A 21,320-nucleotide genomic window follows, 5' to 3' on the forward strand; every position below is an offset into this window, starting at 1 on the left:
CTCGGTGTCGGCACCCAGCGCGCGGGCGGAGGAGGTGAAGTCACCTGCGAGGGTCGCGAGTTGGGAGGCGCAGGGGCGGACCGGGCCGGCCGGGAGTGCCGCGACCCGGGAGCCCGCCCCACGGCGGGTGCGGATCAGCTTGGCGGCCTCCAGTTGATCACCGAGCGGACCGGTCTGCCACTGTCGGTGGGCATCTCGGGGGCGAACATGCACGACAGTCAGGGCCTGGAGCCGCTCGTGCGGGGTATCCCGCCGATCCGCTCGCGTCGCGGTCCGCGCCGCCGCAAACCCGGCAAACTGCACGGCGACAAGGGCTACGACTACCGCCACCTGCGGCAATGGCTTCGAAGTCGGGGCATCACCCACCGCCTGGCCCGGCGAGGCATCGAGTCCTCCAACCGCCTGGGGCGCCACCGCTGGGTCGTTGAGCGGTCCGTGTCCTGGCTCGCCGGCTGCCGCAGGCTCCACCGCCGCTACGAGCGTAAAGCCGAACACTTCCTCCCTTTCGCCGCCATTGCCTGCACCCTCATCTGCTACCGCCGACTCGCCAAATGAGAGGACTTCTACTGACCTTGCTGGCGTGATGTCGTTGGGGTCGACAAGCTGTGGTTGTCGCAGTAGGCCGGTCATATGAGGTATCCGCAAGGGGGCGGGCTGACCGCGGAGCGACGGGTGTTTCGCGAGCACATCCGGTTGCAGGCGGGCGAGTTATTCGCCCTGGAACACGACAATGCCGCGGTCGCCAAGCAGTTACGTGTCAGCGTCCGGTCGGTGCAACGATGGCGCCAGGCATGGGAGCACGGCGGAACATCCGCCTTGGAGTCGCAAGGGCCGGCGTCCAGGCCCAAGCTGAGCGAGGCACTGTTCGAGGTGCTCGAGCAGGAGCTGGCCAAGGGGCCGGTAGCGCACGGCTGGCCGGACCAGACCTGGACGCTGGCGCGGATCAAGACGCTGATCGGGCGCCGGTTCCACAAGAGCATGACGCTGTCGGCCATCGCGCAGATGCTGCACCGGCACGGCTTCAGCCACCAGGTCCCCGCCCGCCGCGCGATCGAGCGCGACGAAGAAGCCGTGAGCGGCTGGGTGAAGGAGACCTGGCTCCAGGTGGAAACGCCGTGGCGGCGCTCGGGGCCTGGTTGTGCTTCGAAGACGAGGCCGGGTTCTCGATGGGCTCAGTCAAGATTTCCGTGAAGGGGTGACGGAGCGTGACTTGGGTCAGGCCAGGAGGACTCGTTTGCGGAGTAGTGCGAAACCGGCTCTCCCATACATCTGTCGCTTCAGCATCTTGATCCGGTTGACGTGGCCTTCGACAGGACCGGAACTCCAGGGCAGCGTAAGGCCCGCGGTGACAGCCTGGTGATCACGCCGGAGCCCGTCGGCGAAGGCGTGCAGGGCGGGCAGGTCGTCGGCGTGGACGGCGTCTGTCCATGCTGGCAGGCTGTTTCCGCCGAGATCGCAGACCATCCGCGCGAAGGCATGCACGTGGCTGCGGACGGCAGTCAACTCCGGGCACCGGCTGAGTACTTCGCCCAGATGGCGTTCTTCGTCGTCGCGCAGGTGTTGGGGGTTCCACATGATCCAGTTGGTGACCTGCTGCGGTTTGAGCACCGGGGCCGGCGACCGGATGGAGCCGAGGCCGGTGCGAAGCGGCCGGAGATAGCGGCGCACCGCTTGCGGGGTTCGTCCCGGGTAGCCCTGAGCCTGGATCTCCCGGAAGAGACGGGCGGCATCGGTGCATCCTTCGTTCCAGCGCCGGATCGGGTAAGGCTTGTAGTCGTCCAGGCGTGTGGTGCGAAGGGCGCCTTCGATGAGGCCGTCGAGGTTCTTGCAGTGGGCATAGCGTTCCGCGGTGTGCCGGGCAAGGCCCAGCTCCCGCGCGATGGCGCTGATCGTCCATCCGCGGGCCAGCAGTCGGTGAACTGCCTTGTGTCGCTCTCGCGTCCGGGTGACCAGCCACTTCTCCGCGCCGGTGTCCGGATTGAGCGTCGAGGGCGGAGCCGCGGCCATGCGCCGGGCCGAAGGGGTGCTCACCTCAGTTCCTTGCAGACAAGGACGGTGAGCGATCGCGGTGCGCTCGACAGCGGTGGCCAGGTTGTCCCATAAATGCCACCGGTCGGCCACCTGCAGCGCGTCCGGAGCGCCTGCGCGGGCCGCCTCGGCATAGGCGCCGGCCCGGTCCCGGCAGATCACCTCGACCCCCGGGTGTCCGGCCAGCCAGACAGCCAAGGGTTCCTTCTCCCGGCCGGGCAGCAAATCGAGGACGGCACGGGACTCGACGTCGACCAGCACCGTCCCATATCTGCGCCCACGTCGGGTGGCGAAGTCATCCACCCCGAGCACCCGCGGTGAGGGAGGGCAGGGGTCGGGCAGCGCCATCAGCACGTTCAACAACGTCACTCTGCTGACGGCGATGTGGAGTACGGCGGCAAGCCGGGCGCCTGCCCGGCCCGCAAGTGCCAGGGCAATCGCCTGTACCAGGACCACCAGCACCACAGTGCGACGTCCATAGCGGATGGTCAGGCCCTCGACCTGTTCGGCAAAGGTACGACGCGCACAATCAGCGACATCGCAGAACAGCCGCCGCACTGACAAGTCGACGACCACCGGACACCCGCCCAAGGCGGCGTCCGCCAGGTGTCTCCGATACCGACTGTGGACCCGGTACGAGCAAACACCGCACGACGGACATGGAAACGCACGGTCCAGGGTGCGGGCCTTGACCCGCACCACGCCGTCCTCCACCCACACGTGTTCCACCCGCACCTTCTCCAGGTGCGGGAACACGATGCCCAGCAAGTCATCACACACGGCAGACCATGCCACCGGAATGACGCTCCGTCACCCCGTCACGGAAATCTTGACTGAGCCTCTCGATGACGCCGCCCACCGTCCGCACCTGGGCCAGGCGCGGGCACACACCCGTCATCCGGGTCCGGGGACGCTCCCAGCGGCGCATCTCCATTGCCGCTCTGGCCTGCTACAAGCAGGGCGAACGCTCACACCTGATCTACCGGCCCAAGCGGCACGTCGATCACAAGCGGGGCGGCAGACGCAGTTTCGCCTGGACCGACTACCGCGATCTGCTCATCGCCGCCCACCAGCAACTCGGCGCGCCGATCGTGTTGGTGTGGGACAACCTGAACGTGCACAAAGACCGCCGACTGCGGGAGTTCGTCAACACCCACGACTGGATCACCTGCTACTTCCTGCCGGCCTATGCACCCGACCTCAACCCCGTCGAAGGCGTCTGGTCACTGCTGCGACGCAGCAGCCAGGCCAACACCGCATTCACCGACCCTGACCACCTCATGAGCGAGCTTCGGCACGGTCTCCGCCAGATCCAGTACCGCAGCAACCTCATCGACGGATGTCTCGCCGAAACCGGCCTCACCTTGACGACATCACGGCAACAACGTCAGTAACTGCACCATCCTCGCCTCGTTGGTCACGGCGTAACAGGCCGCGATCAAGGAGCAAGTGACGGGTGTTCGCGATGAGTTGATGGAGGGCCGAGGGGCCATCCCTCGCCTTGGACGAGTGGTGGAGGTGAACCGGGCACATCCGCCGTACGCGATGCTCGATGCGACGGGGGCCGAGGTCGAACCGGTCACCGCGTTTCTGCGGGACCTGGCGCTTGGGGATTCCAGCCCGCTGACCTGCCGCAGCTACGGCTACGGGATGCTGCGGTGGTTCCGCCTGCTGTGGTTGCTGGGCACCGGGTGGGAGCGGGCGACGGAGTCGGAGGTCGTGGTGCTGACGGGTTGGCTGCGCTCGGCCGCCAACCCGCAGCGTCAGCGGCACCGGGCCGATGCTCCGTGGCCGGGACGGTCAATCTCCGCACGGGCAAGGCATCCCTGGGCGCCGGGTACGCGCCGCGCACCATCAATCACGCTCTGACGGTGATCAGCGGGTTCTACGAGTTCCACGCCCATCACGGCCGCGGCCCGGTCGTCAACCCGGTGCCGCACTCGGCTCAGCGGCGCCGCGCGCTGGGGCACCGCAGTCCGCTGGAACCTACGCCGGTGGTGGGCCGGGCCCGGCTGCGCCAGCGAGTGTCCGACCGGTCGCCGCGGTCGATTCCCGACCGGCTGTGGGACGAACTGTTCACCGCGATGAACTGCGACCGGGACCGGGCACTGCTGGAGATCTTCGTCTCCAGCGGCGCACGCGCCAAGGAACTCCTCGGCATCACCGTCGGCGACATCGACTGGTCCGGCCAGCGGATCTATGTGATCACCAAGGGCACCCGGGCCAGGGAAGCGGTCCCGGTCTCCCCGCAGGGCCTATTCCGCCTGGCCCTCTACCTCGACGCGGCCGGCGCACCCGCCGATGGCGGACCCCTCTGGAGGGCCCGCCGAGGCCCCGACCGTCCGCTGACCTACTGGGCCATGCGCCGTGTCATGCAGCGGGCGAACACCCTGCTGGGAACGACTGGTCCCTGCACGATCTACGGCACACCGCCGCCTACCGCATGGCCAACGGCGGGAAACTCACGCTCCCCGAGGTCCAGACGATCATGCGGCACGCCGACATCCAGACCACCAACCGCTATCTGGCCGTCCACATCGAGGAACTCTTCGACAAACTCACCGAGCACTACGCCGCGCCCCGACTGGCCCGGCACTACCCCGCGGGCTACGCCGCCGCGGACATCGAGGCGGTGTTCGGTGGCTGACCTCGCCCGTCCTACCACCGGCGTCAGCCGCCGCCACACCCACACCGGCGACGAGCCGGCCTTCGCCAGCCGCTTCACCGCCAGCCAGATCGAGGCCCGGCCGGCCTTGGCGACCACCGTGCCGCGCCCCTTCGGGGATCTGTCCGCCGCCACGCCGCTGCTCATCGGTCAGCTCGCGCACGACGCCTCGCCGGCAGCCTCCGCGCGGACCGCCGCTCAGCACCGGGCCTCCACCCGGCGTGTCCTGGCCTACTTGGGCGGGTTCGAGGGCAGCACCTGGCAACAGCGCTGGGATGCCAGCCCCCTGGGCCGCGGCGAGATCACCGCCGCTGACCTGGGCACCAACCGGACCGGGCAGAAGTACAGCGTCGGTGTCAGGGCGCTGTTCTGCCTCCGCGTCGTCCAGCCGACGCTGTTGGTGATGAAGAAGCACAACTTCGACGGATTCGCCGACCAGTTCATCGCTGCCCAGAACGATCCCCTGCTGGAGAAGTACGCCGCGCAGGTCGCTCACCATGACTTCTCCTGGCCCCACAAACGTGAAGCGCTCTTCGACGTGTGCTGCCTGCTGGCGGTCCAGGGCATCGGCTTCGCCGACCTCAGCCCGGCGGCCCTGCTCCACCACGCCCACGCCTCACGCACGGCGAAGGCTGTTCTGCGGCCCGGCAAGAAGGACGCCAACGTGTTCGCCGGGCATGCTGCCTGGAATGTCCTGCACGCGATGGGCCACTTCCCAGCCAGCACACCCGCCACCCTGCGTCAGGCCCTGCACCGCGGCCAGCTCACCCTTGAGGAACTCGTCGACCGCCACACCATCCGCAACCAGAGCGTCCGCCGGCTCCTGCTCGACTACTTCCACCGCCGCAAGTCCGATACCGACTACGCCTCCCTGGTCCACCTCGTCCGCCACGTCGCCCACCATTTCTGGGCCCGCATCGAGGAGATCAACCCCGGGCAATCCGATCTGAACATTCCGGCCGGCCTCTACAGCGCCTGGCGCGAGCAGATCGGCGTCCGCCACGACGGCAGGCCCCGTATCGGTGTCGACACCATCGTCATTGCCGTCCGCAGCTTCTACTACGACCTGCACACCTGGGCCGCCGACGAACCCGAACGCTGGGCTTCCTGGGTCGCCTCATGCCCTGTCCCGCCCAGCGAACTACGCGGACTGGCCAAGCGCCGCCGCCGGATCAACGAGCGGTCCGCCGACCGAACCCGTCTGCGCCAACCGCTCCTGCCGCTGCTCGTCCGACACGTCGAGGAGCGCTACGACCGCACGCGCACCCTCCTGGAACACGCCTCAGCAGCCGCCACCGACACGACCTTCACCCACGCAGGCCGCACCTACCGCCGCGTCCTGACCGAGGAGGACCTCACACTCGCCCGCGGCGGCCACCGCACCCCCGTCCGGGTCCGGGACGACACCGGGCAGCTGGTCCAGATCGAAGCAGAGGAAGAGTCAGCGTTCTGGGACTGGGCCGCGGTCGAAACCCTGCGTCACTCAGGCGCCCGCATCGAGGAGATGTGCGAGGTCAGCCACCTCAGCATCCGCCACTACCAGCGCAACAACGGCGAGATGGTCGCCCTCCTGGTCATCAGCCCGTCGAAGACCGACCGCGAGCGCGTCATTCCGATGTCCGCCGAACTGTTCCGTCATCGCGTCTGTCATCCGTCGGCACACCCGCGACGGTAACTCCGTCCCGGTCCTGCGGCGCTTCGACCCGCACGACAAGGTCTGGAGCCCGCCGATGCCGTTCCTGTTCCAGCGCAAGATCGGCTCCACCCGCAGCGTGATCAGTCCCGTGACCGTCCTGAACATGCTCGCGCGACGCTGCGCGGACCTCGCTGAACACCATCCCGCGTTCCGCTCGGTCAAGTTCACCCCGCACGACTTCCGCCGCATCTTCACCACTGAGCTCGTCAACAGCGGACTGCCCATCCACATCGGCGCCATGCTGCTCGGCCACCTCAACATCCAGACCACCCGCGGCTATCTCGCCGTGTTCGACGAAGACGTCATCCGCCATTACCTCGCTCATCTCAACGAACGTCGCCAGCTCCGCCCCGACCACGAATACCGCGCCGTCACCAGCGACGAGTGGGACGAGTTCGAAGAGCACTTCGACAAGCGCAAGGTCGAACTCGGCGCATGCGGACGCCCCTACGGCACCCCCTGCCAACACGAACACGCCTGCATCCGGTGCCCCATGCTCCAGGTCAGCCCAAAGATGATCAGCCGACTTGACGATCTCGAAGCCGACCTCGTCACCCGCCGAGCCCGCGCCCAAGCCGAAGGCTGGGCCGGAGAGATCGAAGGGCTCGACCTCACCCTCCAGCTCCTGCGCGCCAAGCGTGACGACACCCAACGCCGAACCTCACGCCCCACCGTCGACCTCGGCATCCCCACCCCACGAACCGCAGGAGCCCCGTGACAGCACCGAACACGGGCCAGACGGCGGGAGGTCCATCCAGAGCTCCCGTTCGACCTGCACGTTCCAAGGTCGGCCGAGTAGGGCTTCTTGCTCCATTTGTGCGCTGAACGGCTGCTCCGGTTCGCCACGCGGCTTGCACCTCCTCAGCCCGTGAAAGAGTCAGCGCACCGAACGAGGACAAACCTGGCCAGCCTGGGAAAACCCGGCCTGCTGTAGGGATCAGCCGTAAGCGGGGCCAGTGGTCGCCGCCTGATAAGGCGAGCCGGGGCGGCCGCCGCGTCGACCTTCTCGGCCCAACTGGTTGCCCACCACATCGGCGGCGCGTCCAAGATCCTTTCGGTCACCTTCCTGGTCATCATCGCGACCGTCGCTCTCTACGGCCTGACCGGCGTCCCGGTGGCCCGCCGCCTCGGCGTCACCCGCCCCGCGCGGCCGACCGAGGGTGGAACCGGAACTTCCCAGTAAAAGACACAGTCGCTGCCCCAGCGCGGCCTTGGCCGAGGAAGCCTCCAGCCAGCGAGCCGCAGAACGTGCCGCCGCTGCACGAACGGATTCCAGCCAGACGGACACCGCGTCCCAGCACCCGGCACAACCACCGGCCTCCCCTACCTCGCAATGCCCATGAAGAGCAGAAAGAGGTCCGGACACAACCTCGAAGGTGTTTCGCAATGGGGTCGGGGCCCTCGCTGGATGCAGGATTCTGAATGCCGATCAGCGTGAAGGAGACAGTGCCGTGCAAGACGACGCAGAGACGCCACGCGGGCACCGATCCCTCGGTACCGACCGGCTGGCGGCCTTCAGCGACGGCGTGTTCTCGATCGCCGCCACGCTACTGGTACTTGACCTCGCAGTTCATCCACCGGGCACACCACTTGAACAGGTACTTCATGCATGGCCGGGCTACCTGGGCTACCTCGTCAGCTTCCTGACGATCGGCGGAGCCTGGCTTCTCCACGCCTCACTCACCGACCGGCTCACACGGTCAGATCCGAACTTCCTGCGACTCAACCTGCTCATCCTGCTCGTGGTGGCGTTCCTGCCGTTCCCAACCGGGCTCGTCACAGACGCCCTGCACACAGGCGAAGGCCAACGCGTGGCTGTCACGATCTACGGGCTGACACTCCTGGCCATCCACGTCCTGGGGTCCGCTCTGAATGAGTACGCACGACGCGAACACCTCTGCCCGCCGCGCGGGGACGGCCAGGACGAACAGGGGACACATCGAAGACTTCTGCCCATCGTGATCGGATACGTGATCGCGATCCTGACCGGACTTGTCGTCCCGGGAGCAGCGGTGGCGTTGTACTTCGGCATCGCGGTGTACCTGATCGTGCCTTTCCGGGAGGTCGTACGGCTGTTGTTCCGACGCTCATAGCCCCGCCAAACACGCCCCTCCAGATTCCAGCAGGCACAGCCGTCAGACGCTGCTGAGGGCGCCGAGGCCACCTTCTGCGACCGGATTACCCGGGCGCGCAGCCGTCGGCTCCCCCCCCATTCGGGTGAAGTGCAGATAAGCACCGGCTCCCTGCTCGCCACCCTGGCCGCCTCCAAACCCGGCGGGCACCTCGTGGAACTCGGCACAGGAGTCGGCGCAGGCGCGGCCTGGCTCCTGCACGGCATGCACCCGGACGCCCGCCTCCTCAGCATCGAGGCCGACGAAGCCGTCCAGGCCATCGCCACCAAACATCTCGCCGCCGACCCCCGCGTCACCTTCGAGACAACCGACGCAGACCAGTGGCTGGACACCTACGAAGGCCCACGCCTCGCGCTCGCCTACGTCGACTGCCGCCCGGGCAAGTTCCACCGCCTTCAAGACCTGATCGACCTACTGGAGCCCGGCGGCCTCTACATCGTCGACGACCTGCTCCCGCAGACCACCTGGCCCCCCAGCCACCAGCACCGCGTCGACACCCTCCTCGCACACCTGCCCGAAGTCCCCAACTTGCGAGCCACGCCCATGAGATGGACCTCCGGGCTGCTGCTCGGCGCCCGCACGTAAAGGTCTAAAGTGGGCGGCATGTCCACCCCTGAACTCATCCGCATCGTCTCCCGCGACTCGCCCATGGCGCTCGCCCAGGTGGAGCGCGTGCGCAGCGAACTCGCCGCGCTCCACCCGCACATCCGCACCGAAGTCGTGCCCGTGAAGACGACCGGCGACAAGTGGATGGGGGACCTCGCCCAGGTCGAGGGCAAGGGCGCGTTCACCAAGGAAGTCGACGCCGCCCTCCTCGCCGGCGATGCAGACCTTGCGGTGCACTGCGTCAAGGACGTGCCCGCCGACCGACCCCTGCCGGCCGGGACCATCTTCGCCGCGTTCCTCGAGCGCGACGACATCCGCGACGCCCTCGTCCATCCCGCAGGACTCACCCTCGACGACCTGCCCCAGGGCACACGGATCGGCACCTCCTCCGTACGCCGCATCGCCCAACTCGCCGCCTCACACCCGCACCTGGACTGCGTCCCCATCCGCGGCAACGCCAACCGCCGTCTGGACAAGCTCGCCGCGGGCGACGCCGATGCCCTGCTCCTGGCCGTCTCCGGCCTGCAACGCATCAACCGCCCGGACGTGATCACGGAGATCCTGCCGGCAGAGGTGATGATGCCGCCCATCGGCGCCGGCATCCTCGCCCTGCAGTGCCGCGAGAACGACACCGACCTGATCGACACCGTCAGCGGACTCGGCCACCCCGACACCTACCGCGAAGCCACCGCCGAACGCATGTTCCTCCATGTCCTCCAAGGCCACTGCAACTCACCCATCGCCGGATACGCCAAGGCCGAACGCAACGGCGAACTGTCCCTGCGCGCCTGCGTGTTCACCCCCGACGGCAAGACCGTCCTCAACGCCCACGAATGGGCGGGCCCCCTCGACCCCCCAACCCTGGGCACCTCCGTCGCCGTCGCCCTCCTCCGTCAGGGCGCCCGCACACTGATCGACTCCATCGCCCACTAGGACCCGACGTCGGTCAGCACCGTCTTGGCCCGCCCCCCCCTCGGCATCTGGGCCAGCGATGGCGGCGAGGGTGCCAAGTACTGGCTGCATGTGTTCACCGAGTTGAAGAACCGCGGCCTGGACGATGTGCTCATGCTGGTCTGCGACGGGCTCAAGGGACTACCTGAGGCCGTGGAGGCCGTCTGGCCTCGCGCGATTGTCCAGACGTGTGTGGTTCACCTGCTGCGGAACTCGTTCCGTTACGCCGCCCGTCAGGACTGGGACAAGGTTGCAAAGGCCCTCAAGCCCGTCTACACCGCGCCCAGCGAGGACGCGGCGACGGAACGGTTCCTGGAGTTCCAGGAGGCGTGGGGTCAGAAGTATCCGGCGATCGTGAAGCTGTGGTCGGACGCCTGGGCCGAGTTCGTGCCCTTCCTCTCCTTCGATGTCGAGATCCGCAAGGTCATCTGCAGCACGAACGCGATCGAGGCGTCAACGCCCGCATCCGCAAGGCCGTTCGCGCCCGCGGCCATTTCCCCAACGAAGCCGCCGCCCTCAAGTGCATCTACATGGCGCTGATGAGCCTGGACCCGACGGGGAAGGGCCGCAAGCGGTGGACCATGCGCTGGAAGGCACCCCTGAACGCGTTCCAGATCGCCTTCGAGGGCCGCCTGACCTCGAGCAACAACTGACCACTCAACAATCAAGATCAGCCGTTAGATTGACACACCCCGCTCACGACGTGGCTCCCTTGATCTCATTGGGCGTAGTGCAGCCAGCGCTGGAGGGTGTTGTTGACGTCTGCCGGCAGGGCGCTGAGCTGGTCGATGACGGCACGGTCTTCGGGCATCGGGGGGATGCCGGCGGCGGTGAGTGCCGCGTGCAGGGCGAGGCGTTGCTGGTCGTGTGGGGTGAGGGTGTAGCTGAGGCGGTGGGCAGGGTTGGGCGGCGGCAGGAAGTAGTCGACGTCATCGCGGGGCTGGGCGGGAGTCGGCCAGGCATTGTCACTGGGATGTGCGGCGTATGGGTCGACGCCTGCGCACGAACTGAGGCTCTCGTTGCTCCAGGGGGTCATCTCTGTCTCCTCACCGGCGAATTGCGGATCACAGGTCCAGAGCGCTGCACAGGCCGCTTCGGTTGCAGCCGCGACCGTACGTCACGCTGACGGCGCCATCGGCTGCTGATCACCTGGTGTGACCAATGGATGGCAGCCGACACCGCCCAGCCCGCATCGGTCGCCGGCCAGCCCGGCCGGGGCCTGCCCACCCACGTTGCAGCCCAGCCCCTCGACTACGGGCCCGAGTGGCTGCACCTGGTCGCCGCTGCCGACGAGCAACTGCCGCTCGACCAGGCACCCCACCTGACCCGGCCCGGCCGCCGACTGCAGGAGAGCACCGGCGAACTGGTCGGCGTCCTCGGCCCGGCTCTGCGCCGCGCGGCAGCCGACGCGGTCGGCACCACCGAACAGCTCACCTGGGAGGCCCTGGAACACCTGCTCACCAGCACCAAGAGACCACGACCCGGTGGCCGGGAGCCAGATCGGTCCCCCTGGTGACTGCATAACTTTCAACGAGTGTCGTTTGTCGATGAGTTCGGATGTCATCCGAGGGCCTGTTGGCTTCCGAATGTCGGTGAGTTTCGATGTCACTCGGGTGTGCGGGCAGGGCGTCGATAGAGTGCTGCCGCGCCGTATCCGCCGATGCCGCTCCAACTCGAAACCGCTCGACTGACGTTGCGGCCGTGGACCGAGTCCGACGTCGATGCCCATCGCGCGCTCGTCGCCGAACGAGGTGATGGCATGCCATCGATCGAGCACAACCGGCGAATGATCGAGGATCAGCGTGCCGCATCGGCACTGACGGGGATCGCTCTGCTGGCTGTCATCCGCCGCGGTATGGGCCACTTCATCGGGTATTGCGGGCTCACCGTCGGTCGGGTGGCTGCGTTCACGTGAAGTAGCCGCGATTGGTCAGCGGTTTGGGCAGCAGCTGGCGATCTTGAGTGCTGTGGATGTTCACCAGAAATGACGTCACCCGACGACCGAGATCGCCTCAATGGGACGGGATACTGGTTTTGAACCTCGGCCGATGATCCGGGCTGGTTCGCGAACCGTTGGCCGAGCTGTTCGAGGAACTCCTGCAGGCTGGCCGCGGCGACGCCGAAAGGGGCGACCATGGTCAGCACCGGGTCGAGCACATGTCTGATCACGGCGGTCCGGACCGGCGGCAGCTTCTACGATCTGCGACATGGCAACAAGACTCGTGCAGATTAATATGAAGGCCCGGGACGACTCCGTGCTCGGCCGGTTCTGGGCGGAGGCACTCGGTTGGGGTGTCGACAGCGAGGGACCCGGCGTGACCAACCTCGAACCCGTGGGCTTCGTCTACCCCGACCCCGTGGCCGTCTGCATCGACATCGTCGCCCGCCCGGAACCCAAAACGGTGAAGAACCGGGTGCACCTTGATCTGGCCACCACCTCGACCGCCCATCAGGCTGAGTTGGTCGCGCGCCTGAAGGATCTCGGCGCGACGCTCGCCGACGTGGGTCAAGGTGACGTCCCCTGGACGGTCATGGCCGACCCGGAGGGCAACGAGTTCTGCGTCCTGGAGCCCCGTCCGATCTACCGGGACACCGGGCCGATCGCTGCGGTGGTGGTCGACTGCACCGACCCACGAGGGATGGCCCGGTTCTGGGGCGAGACGATGGACTGGACGCTGCACGAGGTCGCCGACGACCGCGCGGCCATGCGTTCCGCCAAGGGCGTCGGCCCCTACCTGGAGTTCCTCCGCACCCCCGACACCAAGAGCGTGTGGAACCGCGTCCACCTCGACGTGTGTCCCTACCCCGGTGACGACCTGGGAGCAGAGGAAGCCCGACTGCGCGCTCTGGGCGCCACCGACCCTGGTATCGACCAGTCCGCAATCTCCTGGACGGTTCTGGCCGATCCGGAAGGCAACGAGTTCTGCCTCCTCACCCCTCGCTGACCTTGAGCAACGGCTCCGGCCGTTTTCGGGTCAGCGGCGAAGACCGCGTGGCGTCAGCGCATGCCGCCGGAGAGGGGGATGGTGTCCCCGGGTGATCCAGCGCGCGTCAGTGGACGCCAGGAAGGCCACGAGCGGGCCGTCGTAGGCCCCGGTGCCTACGACGGCCCCGGCGCCTACGACGGCGCTACGCGCTGGCTTTCGGCCACCCTGGACAGTTCTGCCCCGCCCCTGGAACTGGCTGTCCATCGGGCGGCCCGCCCTTGTGGCGCGGGGACCATCGAGCAGGAGCCCGCCATGGTCAGACGGCTTTCGCTGGCTCTTCGGCCCGCGCTCGGGTCGAGGCGAGCCGGTAGGAGTCGGTACCGGTTTCGATGATGGTGCCGTTGAAGGTGAGACGGTCGACGATGGCCGCGCAGAGACGAGGATCGGTGAACGTCTTCGTCCAGCCGCCGAACGACTCGTTCGAGGCGATCGCGACGCTATTCTTCTCCTCGCGTTCGGCGAGGACTTGGAAGAGGAGTTCGGCGCCGCGGCGGTCGAGTTCCATGTAGCCGAGTTCGTCGATGCAGCGCAGGTCGACGCGGCCGTAGCGGGCGATCGTCTTGGTCAGCTGCTTCTCGTCGGCGGCCTCGACGAGCTCGTTGACCAGCTTCGTCGCCAGCACGTACTTGACCCGTGGCTCTGTACACGGGAATGGGAGTCGTTTGTCGACGACTTCGGGAGTCGCCTCGCGTGTTGTAGGCATGATCAATGTCGATGAGTTCGGGCGTCACTTGCAGCCCAGCGGGTGTTGTCCGTGCCAGCACCCAGCCGCCTTGTACGCGCCCGCTACCTGGTTTTGGTCTGAACCCGGTCTTGGTGGGTCAGCGGGCGAGGGAGACGGCGAAGGGCTTGAAGCCGTGTCGGCGCAGGATGTGGGGCACGACCAGGATCATGGCCTCGGTGGCGCGGGCTGTGGTGATGTCGCCGAGGTCCTCGATCCGTTCGGGCTGCCAGCCCAGGTCACCGAGCAGGCCGGTGACGGCCCTCTTCGCGTGTTCGTCATCGCCCGAGAGATAGGCGGTCGGTGGGGTGGCCAGGGTTTCGGGAGCGGTCATGACCATGAAAAGCATGGTGTTGAGGGTCTTGACCACATGGGTGTCGGGGAGCGCGGCCTGGAGCTTCTCGGCGAGGCTGCTGCCGGGGTAGCACAGGTCGCCGGGCAGGCCGTCAGCGGTGTCGCGGATGGCGTTGGAGACGTCGATGAGGATCTTGCCGGCGAGTTCGGTGCGCAGGTCGGTGAGGCGGTCCAGGGTGCTGTCGCCGGGCGTCGCGTTGATCACGATGTCCGTGGTGCGGGCGGTGGTGCGCTGGTCGGCGAGGGCGACCGGCGGGGCGAGCCCGGGGGTGCGGGCGGCGGTGTCTTCGGGGCTCCGGCCACCGAGGGTGACATGGTGTCCGGCTGCGGCCAGCTTGCGGGCGAGGTTGGTTCCGACGCGGCCGGCGCCCAGGATGCCGATGTTGGTCATGCGGTGATGCTCCTTGCGGTATCGGGTGGGAAGAGCGGAGACGTCCGGTCAGGCGATGGGCGAGAGGACCTTGAGGGCGGTGGCGTGGATGCCGGGGGCGGCGGCCAGGAAGTCGCGGCTGCCGGTGTTCCAGGGTTCGCCCGTCAGGTCTGTGACGGTGCCTCCGGCCTCGGAGACCAGCAGGGCGCCGGCGACCAGGCCGGAGCGGACGTCGGAGAACTGCCAGAATGCGTCCATGCGTCCGGCGGCGACGTGGATGAGCTGCATCGTGGCGGGAACGGACACGCGCACGACCAGGCCGTTGATGAGCATGGCGGTGACGGAGTCACCGATCCGCCGGAAGGTGCGCTCGTCCTCGCCGGGCTTGGCCTGGCCGGTGCCGATGAGCGCGGCGCCCAGGTCGGTCTTGGCGGACGCCTTCAGGGGCCGGTCGTTGAGGCGGGCACCGCCGCCGGCGACAGCGGTGTAGGTGTCGCCGGTCAGCGGCAGGTGGACGACGGTGAGCACCGGCCGGTTGTCGCTGACCAGGGTGGCGGTGACGGCCCAGTCCTCCATGCCGTGGACGTGGTTGATGTTGCCCTCGGCGGGGTCGACGACCCACCACTCCCCGAGCGGGAGCGCGCCGCCGGCCAGCTCGTCCTCGGCCCACTGCGACCCCGGCCGGGCCCGCAACAGGGGCTCCCGCAGCACGTCCAGCACCGCGTCGTCGTTGGCGTGGATCTCGCCGACGACCTCGTCCAGACTCACGCCCCGGGCGTGCGAGGTGTAGCGGTCGCGCAGCGTGACGCCGGCGGTCTTCACCGCGGCGGTCACGTCGGACAGGAACGTCGCATCGGCGTCGAAAGGCATGGCTGTGCTCATGGTGGGCTCCCTGGGGATCGGTAGAAGCGGGGCGGTTGTCTCGCCCCCGCACTTCGAAGGTAGGTCCCCCGATTGTTAACAACAAGTGCATGCTTATCACTTGTAGAGTTACTGTCATGCAACTGGATCTGAACCTGCTCACGGCGCTGGACGCCCTGCTGGAAGAGGGCAGCGTCGCCGGCGCGGCCGCACGCCTCCACGTCACCTCACCGGCGATGAGCCGCTCCCTGGGCCGCATCCGCAAGACCACCGGTGACCAGATCCTGGTCAGCACCGGCCGCAGCATGGTCCCCACCACCCGGGCGCTGGCCATGCGCGCCGAGGTCCACACCCTCGTGCAGCAGGCCCACCAACTTCTGTCCGCTCAGCAGGAACTCGACCTGGCGGCTCTCGACCGGGTGTTCACCGTGCGCTGGCACGACGCCCTGACCGCAGCCTCCGGCACCGCCCTGATCACCGCCGTCCACCGCCAGGCCCCCGGTGTCCGGCTGCGCCTGCCCGCCGAATCCGGGACGGACGACGCCGAGCTGCGCCGGGGTGAGGTCGACCTCGAATCGAGCTCCAGCGCTCCGACACTCCCCGACATCCGCCACCGCCTCGTCGGCAGGGACCGGCTGGTCGTCGCCGTCCGACCGGGCCACCCGCTCACCGCAGGCCCGCTGAGCCTCGAGCGCTACGCAGCCGCCGAACACCTCACCGTTTCGCGGCGCGGAAGCCTGCGCGACCCGATCGACGACGCCCTGACCACACGCGGCCTCGAACGACAAGTCGTCTCCGCCGGGCCCACCGCCGCCTTCGCGCTGCAACTCGCCCTTGACACCGACCTGGTCGTCACCCTCCCCGACGCCGTCACCCGCACGGCCCGGGAACAACTCGGCCTGGTCACACTGCCGCCGCCACTCCCGCTGCCCGACGTCCCCCTGTACCTGCTGTGGCACCAGCGCTACGACAACGACCGCGCCCACACCTGGCTGCGAGACCTGGCCACCGAAACCGTCCAGGCGCTATTCACACCACCGGCCGCCTCTCAACAGCCCCTCTCCAACCGGACCGGGCAGTGACGGATAAGTCCGGGGAAAGGCCTGCGGCAGCTGACTTCCGTTCCCATGGACATCACCTATTCGTGCGACTGTGCGACTCTCAATCTCACGTCGAAACGACGTCGTAAGTCGGGCTCTGGTCCACTTCGTGTGGTCGCGTACGCAGCGTGACTGTCGATCTTCTCGTGATGGTGGCTGAGATAGCCCGAAAATCGCCCGGTCGGTGGTCGGTGTGACCCACAGTGCTGGGCCGTGAACGAAGTACAGCCGCAACTGTCGACGGTCGCGTAATTCCCCATGTCGGGTGGTTTGAGCACTTTGTTATTCCCCATACCGAATTCTCCTAATTGGCCATGGGTACCGCGGAGTTCGGGACTGAGGGACCGGGGCATCGCGGAGGTGTGCGGGACGGCTCTCGGCCTGAGGTTCGGAAGGCCGATGGGCAGCCCGGATGGCGAGGAGAACGTTCGTCGTGGTCGATGTCACCGAGATCTATGTCCACTGGTACGCGGGCCGTTCGAAGCGTGAACTGGCCGCGTCGCTGGGGGTGGACCGTAAGACCATCAGGAAGTATTTGGCACCGGCGGAGGCGGCCGGGATGACTCCGGGCGGACCTCCAATGGGCGAGTCGGACTGGGCCAAGCTGATCGGGACCTGGTTCCCCGAGCTTTCCAACTCACGTCTTCGGCAGGTTACTTGGCCGGAGATCGACCGGCACCGCGATTATATCGAGAGCCTGTTGGGGACGGTGACCGTCACCACGATCCATCAGCGGCTGCGGGACGAACACAAGCTGGAAGTGTCGATCTCCGCGTTCCGGCGCTGGGTGCACGCCACGCTGCCCGACAAACTGCGAAGTTCGCAGGTCACTGTCCTGCGTGACGACGTCGAGCCGGGCGAGGAGGCCCAGATCGACTACGGTTTCCTCGGGCAGTGGACCAATCCGCGCACCGGCAAGCGGCACCGAGTCTGGGCGTTCGTGATGGTGCTGCCGTGCTCGCGGCACATGTTCGTCCGCCCCGTCCTACATCTCCACCAGCATTCCTGGACCGAAGCGCACGTCGCGGCCTTCCGCTACTTCGGTGGCGTCCCGCGCCGGCTGGTGCCGGACAACCTCAAGACCGGGGTCGACAAGCCCGATCTCTACGACCCGAAAATCAACAAGGCGTATGCCGAACTCGCCACCCACTACGGGGCGTTGGTGGATCCAGCCCGTGCTCTGAAGCCGAAAGACAAGCCCAGGGTGGAGCGGCCCATGCCCTATATCCGCGACTCGTTCTGGTGCGGGCGGGAGTTCACCTCGATCGAGCACATGCAGGCCGAGGCCGTGACCTGGGCCCAGAACGTCGCAGGCCAGCGGCCGTGCCGGCCGCTTGGCGGGGCCGCCCCGATGGCGGTCTTCGGGGCCCTGGAGGCGGAGACGCTGCTGCCCCTGCCGCAGACCCCGTTCGTGCTGGCCCGCTGGTCGACCGCGACGGTCGGCCCGGACATCCACATCAAGGTCGGCCGCACCCTCTACTCGGTGCCCTGGAAACTGATCGGCCGTCGGGTCGATGTCCGCTCCACCGCCACGATGGTCCAGGTCTTCCTCGACGGTGAACTGGTCAAGACTCACGCGGCACTTGAGCAGGGCAAACGCACCGACAGGAGCGACTACCCGCCGGAGAAGATCGCCTTCCAGATGAAGACGCCGATCTGGTGCCGCACCCAGGCGTCCGAGATCGGCGACGCCTGCCGCGAGGTCGTCGACCAGCTGCTGGAGGTCAACGCGCTCTACCGGCTCCGCGCCGCCCAGGGAGTGCTCGGACTGCGGAAGAAGTACGGCGAGACGCGCCTGGAGGCCGCCTGCGCGAGGGCGATCGCGGTCGGAGACCCGTCCTACCGCACCATCAAGGGCATCCTCATCGCCGGCACCGAGACCGACCCCGAGCCCGAGACCAGCGGCGATGCGGGAGCCGCGGCCTTCCTCCACGGACCGAAGCGGCTGTTCGCCTCCGCGGCACCCCCCGACACGGCGGACGAGCTCCGCGACGACCAGGTCCACGGCGAAGCTGAGGGAAGCATCTGATGAGCGTGATGGACACCGCCCTGCGAGAGTCGCTGAAGGCACTGCGGCTCTCGGGAATGCTGGAAACCCTGGACGCCCGCCTGGCCCAGGCCCACGGCGGCGAGCTCGGCCACCTCGACTTCCTCCAGGTCCTCTGCCAGGACGAGATCACCCGCCGCGAGACCGTCGCCTTCCAACGGCGCCTGCACCGGGCGAAGTTCGAGCAGCAGGTCACCCTGGAGGAGTTCGACTTCACCGCCTCCTCGAAGCTCCCCGCCGCCCAGATCCGTGACCTCGGCGCCCTTCGCTGGCTGCATGCGGGCGAGTCGGTCATTCTGTTCGGTCCTGTCGGGGTCGGCAAGACGCATATCGCCCAGGCCCTCGGGCACCTCGCAGTCCGCCAGGGCGCCCACGTCCGCTTCGCCAAGACCAGCCGGATCCTCGCCGAACTGGCCGGTGGGCACGCAGACCGCACCTGGGACAAACGCCTGCGTGAGTTGGTACGTCCCGACGTACTCATCCTCGACGACTTCGCGATGCGCCAGCTCGGCGCGGCCCAAGCCGACGACCTCTACGAACTCGTCTCCGAGCGTCAGGGCCGGTCCCTGATCATCACCAGCAACCGGGCGCCCAGCGACTGGTATCCGCTCTTTCCCAACCCCGTCGTCGCCGAGTCACTCCTGGACCGGCTGATCAACACCAGCCACCAAGTCATCATGAACGGCCCCAGCTACCGCCCGAACAAGCGCCCCAAGAACCCCACCGACAAGCCCGGCAAGCCTTCCGTCAAATGACCTCGATCAGGCGAGAGGTGGGGGAATTACGCGAACTTCCAGCGGGGGAATATCGCAAGCGTCCACAGCAACTCGAAGAGTTGCTGTTCTCCTCGCTGGAGAACGTGTTCGTGGAGTCGGTCGAGGTGGCCGACATGGTCGTCCGGGTCGAGGCCCTGAGCACTGCTCGGCAGGCGGCCTGCCCGGGCTGTGGATGCCTGACTGGGCGAATACTCGGCTCCTGTCTGCGGTTTCCCCGTGATCTGCCAGCCGCAGGCAGGTTCGTCGTGATGGCGTTGCGGGTGCGCCGGTTTGTCTGCGCGGAGGACTCCTGTCCGCGCAAGACCTTCGTCGAGCAGGTGCCGGGGCTCACTCGCCGGTTCAGCCGGCGTACGGAGCGGCTCCGGTCGACGCTCGTCTCGGTTGGTCTCGCGCTTGCGGGACGGGCTGGGGCTCGTATGACGGATGTCTTCGGGGCGCCGGTCAGTCGGAACACGCTACTGAGGCTGATTGCCTCACTCCCGGACCCGCTCACCGCCGCGCCCCGCGTGGTGGGCGTGGACGAATACGCCCAGCGCAAAGGGCGGATCTACGGAACTTTGCTCGTCGACGTCGAAACACGCCGTCCGATCGACCTCCTGCCCAACCGGGAGGCGGACACGCTCGCGGCCTGGCTCGCTGAGCGACCCGGCATTGAGATCGTATGCCGTGACCGCGCCCCCTTCTTCGCTGACGGAGCTACCCGTGGCGCCCCGCAAGCCCTCCAAGTCGCGGACCGGTGGCATCTTTGGCACAACCTGGGCGAAGCCGCCGAGAAGTGCGTCTACCGGCACCGCGGCTGCCTGCGCCCTGCTCCGGCGCCTCCCGACGAATCGCCGGAGGAAGCGGAGTCGGCCGCGTCGTCGCCTTGGCCAACGGGCCACCGGTTCGCCGAACGCACCCGTGCCAAGCACGCCACCATCCATGCGCTCTTAGGGCGTGTTGTGAAAGTGCCGACGGGCCGGACCAGGTGATGCCCGGGTCCGGCCCGTCCGTTCGTCTCTACAGGTCGAGCTGGTACTGGAGTGTCGTGTGTGTGGGCAGGTAGCCGAGGCTGTCGCTGATGTGTCTCATGTGCGTGTTGCTGTCGGCGGTGTCGGTCAGGAGGCCGCCGAGGTCTGGATAGCGCCCGTGGGCTTGTCGGATCGACTCGGCCTTCATCCATCGGCCGAGGCCGTGTCCGCGGTGTTCGGGCAGCACGCCGGTGCCGTAGTGCTGGCCATCACCCGTGCCGTTGCCGGGGACGACGAGTTCTGTGAACCCGGCGATCGAGTCGTTGGAGGTGTCGATGGCGACGACCGTGTGCAGCTGGTCGCCGCGATCTTCAACGGCCTTCGCCGCGGCCCGGACCCGGTCCACGTCCCAGACCACAATGCCGTAGTCGGTGTCGTCCATGGGCATGTCGTCCATGGCCCGGCGTGAGGCGGCGAACGTCTGGGCGAGGTCGTCAGGGACGGTTCCCTGCCATGACGCCAGCCGGTAGCCGGGATGCGGACGCTCGATGATCTCGGCGAGGGTGGTGGTGTCCACGTCGGCCAGCGACAGGCGGGCGAACCTCAGGGTGAGCACCTTGCGGAAGCCGCGGGCCGACAGGAAGTGATCGCCGGGTGATCCGGCCTCGGCCTGCGCGACAACGCAGCGTCGGGCGTTGTCCCGGGCGGCGGCCACGGCAGCGTCGAGGAGCCGGGAGCCGACGCGCTTGCGCCGCTCCACGGGGTGGACGTGGAGGGTCAGTTCGGCCAGGTGCTCTTGTCCGCCATCGAACAGGCGCAGAAAGGCCGTCCCGACGGGGATGGAATCGGCGTCGGACGCCAGCCATGCAAGGCGTCGGCTGTGCGCCCCGTGAGCGGGGTCGGTCAGTGGGGTGATGCGGAGCGACAAGGTGTCTCCGTCGTGAGGAGGTGGCAAGGGTCAGTACGCGGGCTCAACTGCTGGGCACTCCTGCGCATGTGCTCCACACCTCCTCGTCGACGTGCCGGTCCGGAACGACATGGACGGCTGGGTGAACCTAGCTGGCCCATCGCCTCCT

Annotated in this window: 20 protein-coding genes and 5 pseudogenes; 19 read left to right on the plus strand and 6 right to left on the minus strand. The window is 67.8% G+C overall.

Going from position 1 to position 21,320, the window contains the following annotated elements; translation table 11 throughout:
• Window positions 1–162: 162 nt before the first annotated feature.
• Together OG975_RS47380 and OG975_RS47385 are read left to right on the plus strand one after the other, a co-directional pair.
• A pseudogene (locus OG975_RS47380) lies at window positions 163–555 on the plus strand (IS5 family transposase); the annotation flags it as partial.
• 75 nt (window positions 556–630) lie between these two features.
• Window positions 631–1,191: a winged helix-turn-helix domain-containing protein gene (locus tag OG975_RS47385; protein ID WP_406335860.1), complete on the plus strand. Its 561-nt coding sequence runs from the start codon at window positions 631–633 to the stop codon at window positions 1,189–1,191.
• A gap of 24 nt (window positions 1,192–1,215) precedes the next feature.
• Here OG975_RS47385 and OG975_RS47390 read toward each other — a convergent pair whose 3' ends face one another.
• Window positions 1,216–2,823: an ISL3 family transposase gene (locus tag OG975_RS47390; RefSeq protein ID WP_406335858.1), complete on the minus strand. Its 1,608-nt coding sequence runs from the start codon at window positions 2,821–2,823 to the stop codon at window positions 1,216–1,218.
• Between the two features lie 50 nt (window positions 2,824–2,873).
• Here OG975_RS47390 and OG975_RS47395 point away from each other — a divergent pair, with 50 nt between their 5' ends.
• The 10 genes and pseudogenes from OG975_RS47395 to OG975_RS47440 all read left to right on the plus strand — a co-directional run.
• Window positions 2,874–3,422 carry a transposase gene (locus OG975_RS47395; protein ID WP_406335856.1) on the plus strand — a complete coding sequence of 183 codons (549 nt, stop codon included), beginning with the start codon at window positions 2,874–2,876 and terminating at the stop codon, window positions 3,420–3,422.
• Window positions 3,423–3,537: 115 nt separating this feature from the next.
• Complete coding sequence (locus OG975_RS47400; protein ID WP_406336011.1) at window positions 3,538–3,897, plus strand: hypothetical protein; 360 nt, start codon at window positions 3,538–3,540, stop codon at window positions 3,895–3,897.
• 215 nt (window positions 3,898–4,112) lie between these two features.
• Window positions 4,113–4,232: pseudogene (locus OG975_RS47405) on the plus strand (site-specific integrase); the annotation flags it as partial.
• A 239-nt stretch (window positions 4,233–4,471) separates the two neighbouring features.
• Complete coding sequence (locus OG975_RS47410) at window positions 4,472–4,675, plus strand: hypothetical protein (protein WP_406336769.1); 204 nt, start codon at window positions 4,472–4,474, stop codon at window positions 4,673–4,675.
• Window positions 4,668–6,368 (plus strand): hypothetical protein, encoded by a 1,701-nt coding sequence (locus OG975_RS47415; RefSeq protein ID WP_406336810.1) that lies wholly within the window; start codon window positions 4,668–4,670, stop codon window positions 6,366–6,368. The genes OG975_RS47410 and OG975_RS47415 overlap by 8 nt, the downstream gene beginning before the upstream one ends.
• A 55-nt stretch (window positions 6,369–6,423) precedes the next feature.
• A complete protein-coding gene (locus OG975_RS47420; RefSeq protein ID WP_406336012.1) occupies window positions 6,424–7,107 on the plus strand; it encodes a tyrosine-type recombinase/integrase in 684 nt (227 codons plus the stop codon).
• Window positions 7,108–7,840: 733 nt separating this feature from the next.
• Window positions 7,841–8,482, plus strand: coding sequence for a TMEM175 family protein (locus OG975_RS47425; RefSeq protein WP_406336013.1), 642 nt, complete (start codon window positions 7,841–7,843; stop codon window positions 8,480–8,482).
• 129 nt (window positions 8,483–8,611) lie between these two features.
• Window positions 8,612–9,106: an O-methyltransferase gene (locus tag OG975_RS47430; RefSeq protein WP_406336014.1), complete on the plus strand. Its 495-nt coding sequence runs from the start codon at window positions 8,612–8,614 to the stop codon at window positions 9,104–9,106.
• Window positions 9,107–9,124: 18 nt separating this feature from the next.
• Entirely contained in the window at window positions 9,125–10,060 is a 936-nt protein-coding gene (gene hemC / locus OG975_RS47435; protein WP_327434599.1) for a hydroxymethylbilane synthase, read from the plus strand.
• Between the two features lie 30 nt (window positions 10,061–10,090).
• A pseudogene (locus OG975_RS47440) lies at window positions 10,091–10,731 on the plus strand (IS256 family transposase); the annotation flags it as partial.
• A 65-nt stretch (window positions 10,732–10,796) separates the two neighbouring features.
• Here the strand turns inward: OG975_RS47440 and OG975_RS47445 are convergent.
• On the minus strand, window positions 10,797–11,114 hold the full coding sequence (locus OG975_RS47445; RefSeq protein WP_406336015.1) for a hypothetical protein: 318 nt from the start codon (window positions 11,112–11,114) through the stop codon (window positions 10,797–10,799).
• Between the two features lie 129 nt (window positions 11,115–11,243).
• Here OG975_RS47445 and OG975_RS47450 point away from each other — a divergent pair, with 129 nt between their 5' ends.
• The 3 genes from OG975_RS47450 (at window position 11,244) to OG975_RS47460 (ending at window position 13,023) form a co-directional block, all read left to right on the plus strand.
• Window positions 11,244–11,594, plus strand: a complete 351-nt coding sequence (locus OG975_RS47450; RefSeq protein WP_406336016.1) for a hypothetical protein — start codon at window positions 11,244–11,246, stop codon at window positions 11,592–11,594.
• 144 nt (window positions 11,595–11,738) lie between these two features.
• A complete protein-coding gene (locus tag OG975_RS47455) occupies window positions 11,739–11,993 on the plus strand; it encodes a GNAT family N-acetyltransferase (RefSeq protein ID WP_406336017.1) in 255 nt (84 codons plus the stop codon).
• A 292-nt stretch (window positions 11,994–12,285) separates the two neighbouring features.
• Window positions 12,286–13,023: a VOC family protein gene (locus OG975_RS47460; protein ID WP_406336018.1), complete on the plus strand. Its 738-nt coding sequence runs from the start codon at window positions 12,286–12,288 to the stop codon at window positions 13,021–13,023.
• Window positions 13,024–13,321: 298 nt separating this feature from the next.
• On the opposite strand, the pseudogene OG975_RS47465 reads toward OG975_RS47460, so the two are convergent.
• The 3 genes and pseudogenes from OG975_RS47465 to OG975_RS47475 all read right to left on the minus strand — a co-directional run.
• Window positions 13,322–13,699 (minus strand): annotated as a pseudogene (locus OG975_RS47465) (ATP-binding protein); the annotation flags it as partial.
• 187 nt (window positions 13,700–13,886) lie between these two features.
• Window positions 13,887–14,534 (minus strand): annotated as a pseudogene (locus OG975_RS47470) (NADPH-dependent F420 reductase); the annotation flags it as partial.
• 45 nt (window positions 14,535–14,579) lie between these two features.
• Complete coding sequence (locus OG975_RS47475; RefSeq protein ID WP_406336019.1) at window positions 14,580–15,392, minus strand: inositol monophosphatase family protein; 813 nt, start codon at window positions 15,390–15,392, stop codon at window positions 14,580–14,582.
• A gap of 116 nt (window positions 15,393–15,508) precedes the next feature.
• Here OG975_RS47475 and OG975_RS47480 point away from each other — a divergent pair, with 116 nt between their 5' ends.
• The 4 genes from OG975_RS47480 to OG975_RS47495 all read left to right on the plus strand — a co-directional run bounded on the left by OG975_RS47480 (window position 15,509) and on the right by OG975_RS47495 (window position 20,265).
• Window positions 15,509–16,453 carry a LysR substrate-binding domain-containing protein gene (locus OG975_RS47480; RefSeq protein ID WP_406336020.1) on the plus strand — a complete coding sequence of 315 codons (945 nt, stop codon included), beginning with the start codon at window positions 15,509–15,511 and terminating at the stop codon, window positions 16,451–16,453.
• A 451-nt stretch (window positions 16,454–16,904) separates the two neighbouring features.
• Window positions 16,905–18,500 (plus strand): IS21 family transposase, encoded by a 1,596-nt coding sequence (istA, locus tag OG975_RS47485; RefSeq protein ID WP_406326589.1) that lies wholly within the window; start codon window positions 16,905–16,907, stop codon window positions 18,498–18,500.
• Window positions 18,500–19,273: an IS21-like element helper ATPase IstB gene (istB, locus tag OG975_RS47490; protein ID WP_406326590.1), complete on the plus strand. Its 774-nt coding sequence runs from the start codon at window positions 18,500–18,502 to the stop codon at window positions 19,271–19,273. Before istA ends, istB begins: the two co-directional genes overlap by 1 nt.
• Window positions 19,270–20,265 carry an ISL3 family transposase gene (locus tag OG975_RS47495; RefSeq protein WP_406336021.1) on the plus strand — a complete coding sequence of 332 codons (996 nt, stop codon included), beginning with the start codon at window positions 19,270–19,272 and terminating at the stop codon, window positions 20,263–20,265. The genes istB and OG975_RS47495 overlap by 4 nt, the downstream gene beginning before the upstream one ends.
• Window positions 20,266–20,293: 28 nt before the next feature.
• Here OG975_RS47495 and OG975_RS47500 read toward each other — a convergent pair whose 3' ends face one another.
• A complete protein-coding gene (locus tag OG975_RS47500) occupies window positions 20,294–21,172 on the minus strand; it encodes a GNAT family N-acetyltransferase (protein WP_406336023.1) in 879 nt (292 codons plus the stop codon).
• Window positions 21,173–21,320 lie beyond the last annotated feature (148 nt).

It is taken from the genome of Streptomyces sp. NBC_00203 (genome assembly GCF_045206325.1).
GTDB lineage: Bacteria > Actinomycetota > Actinomycetes > Streptomycetales > Streptomycetaceae > Streptomyces > Streptomyces lutosisoli.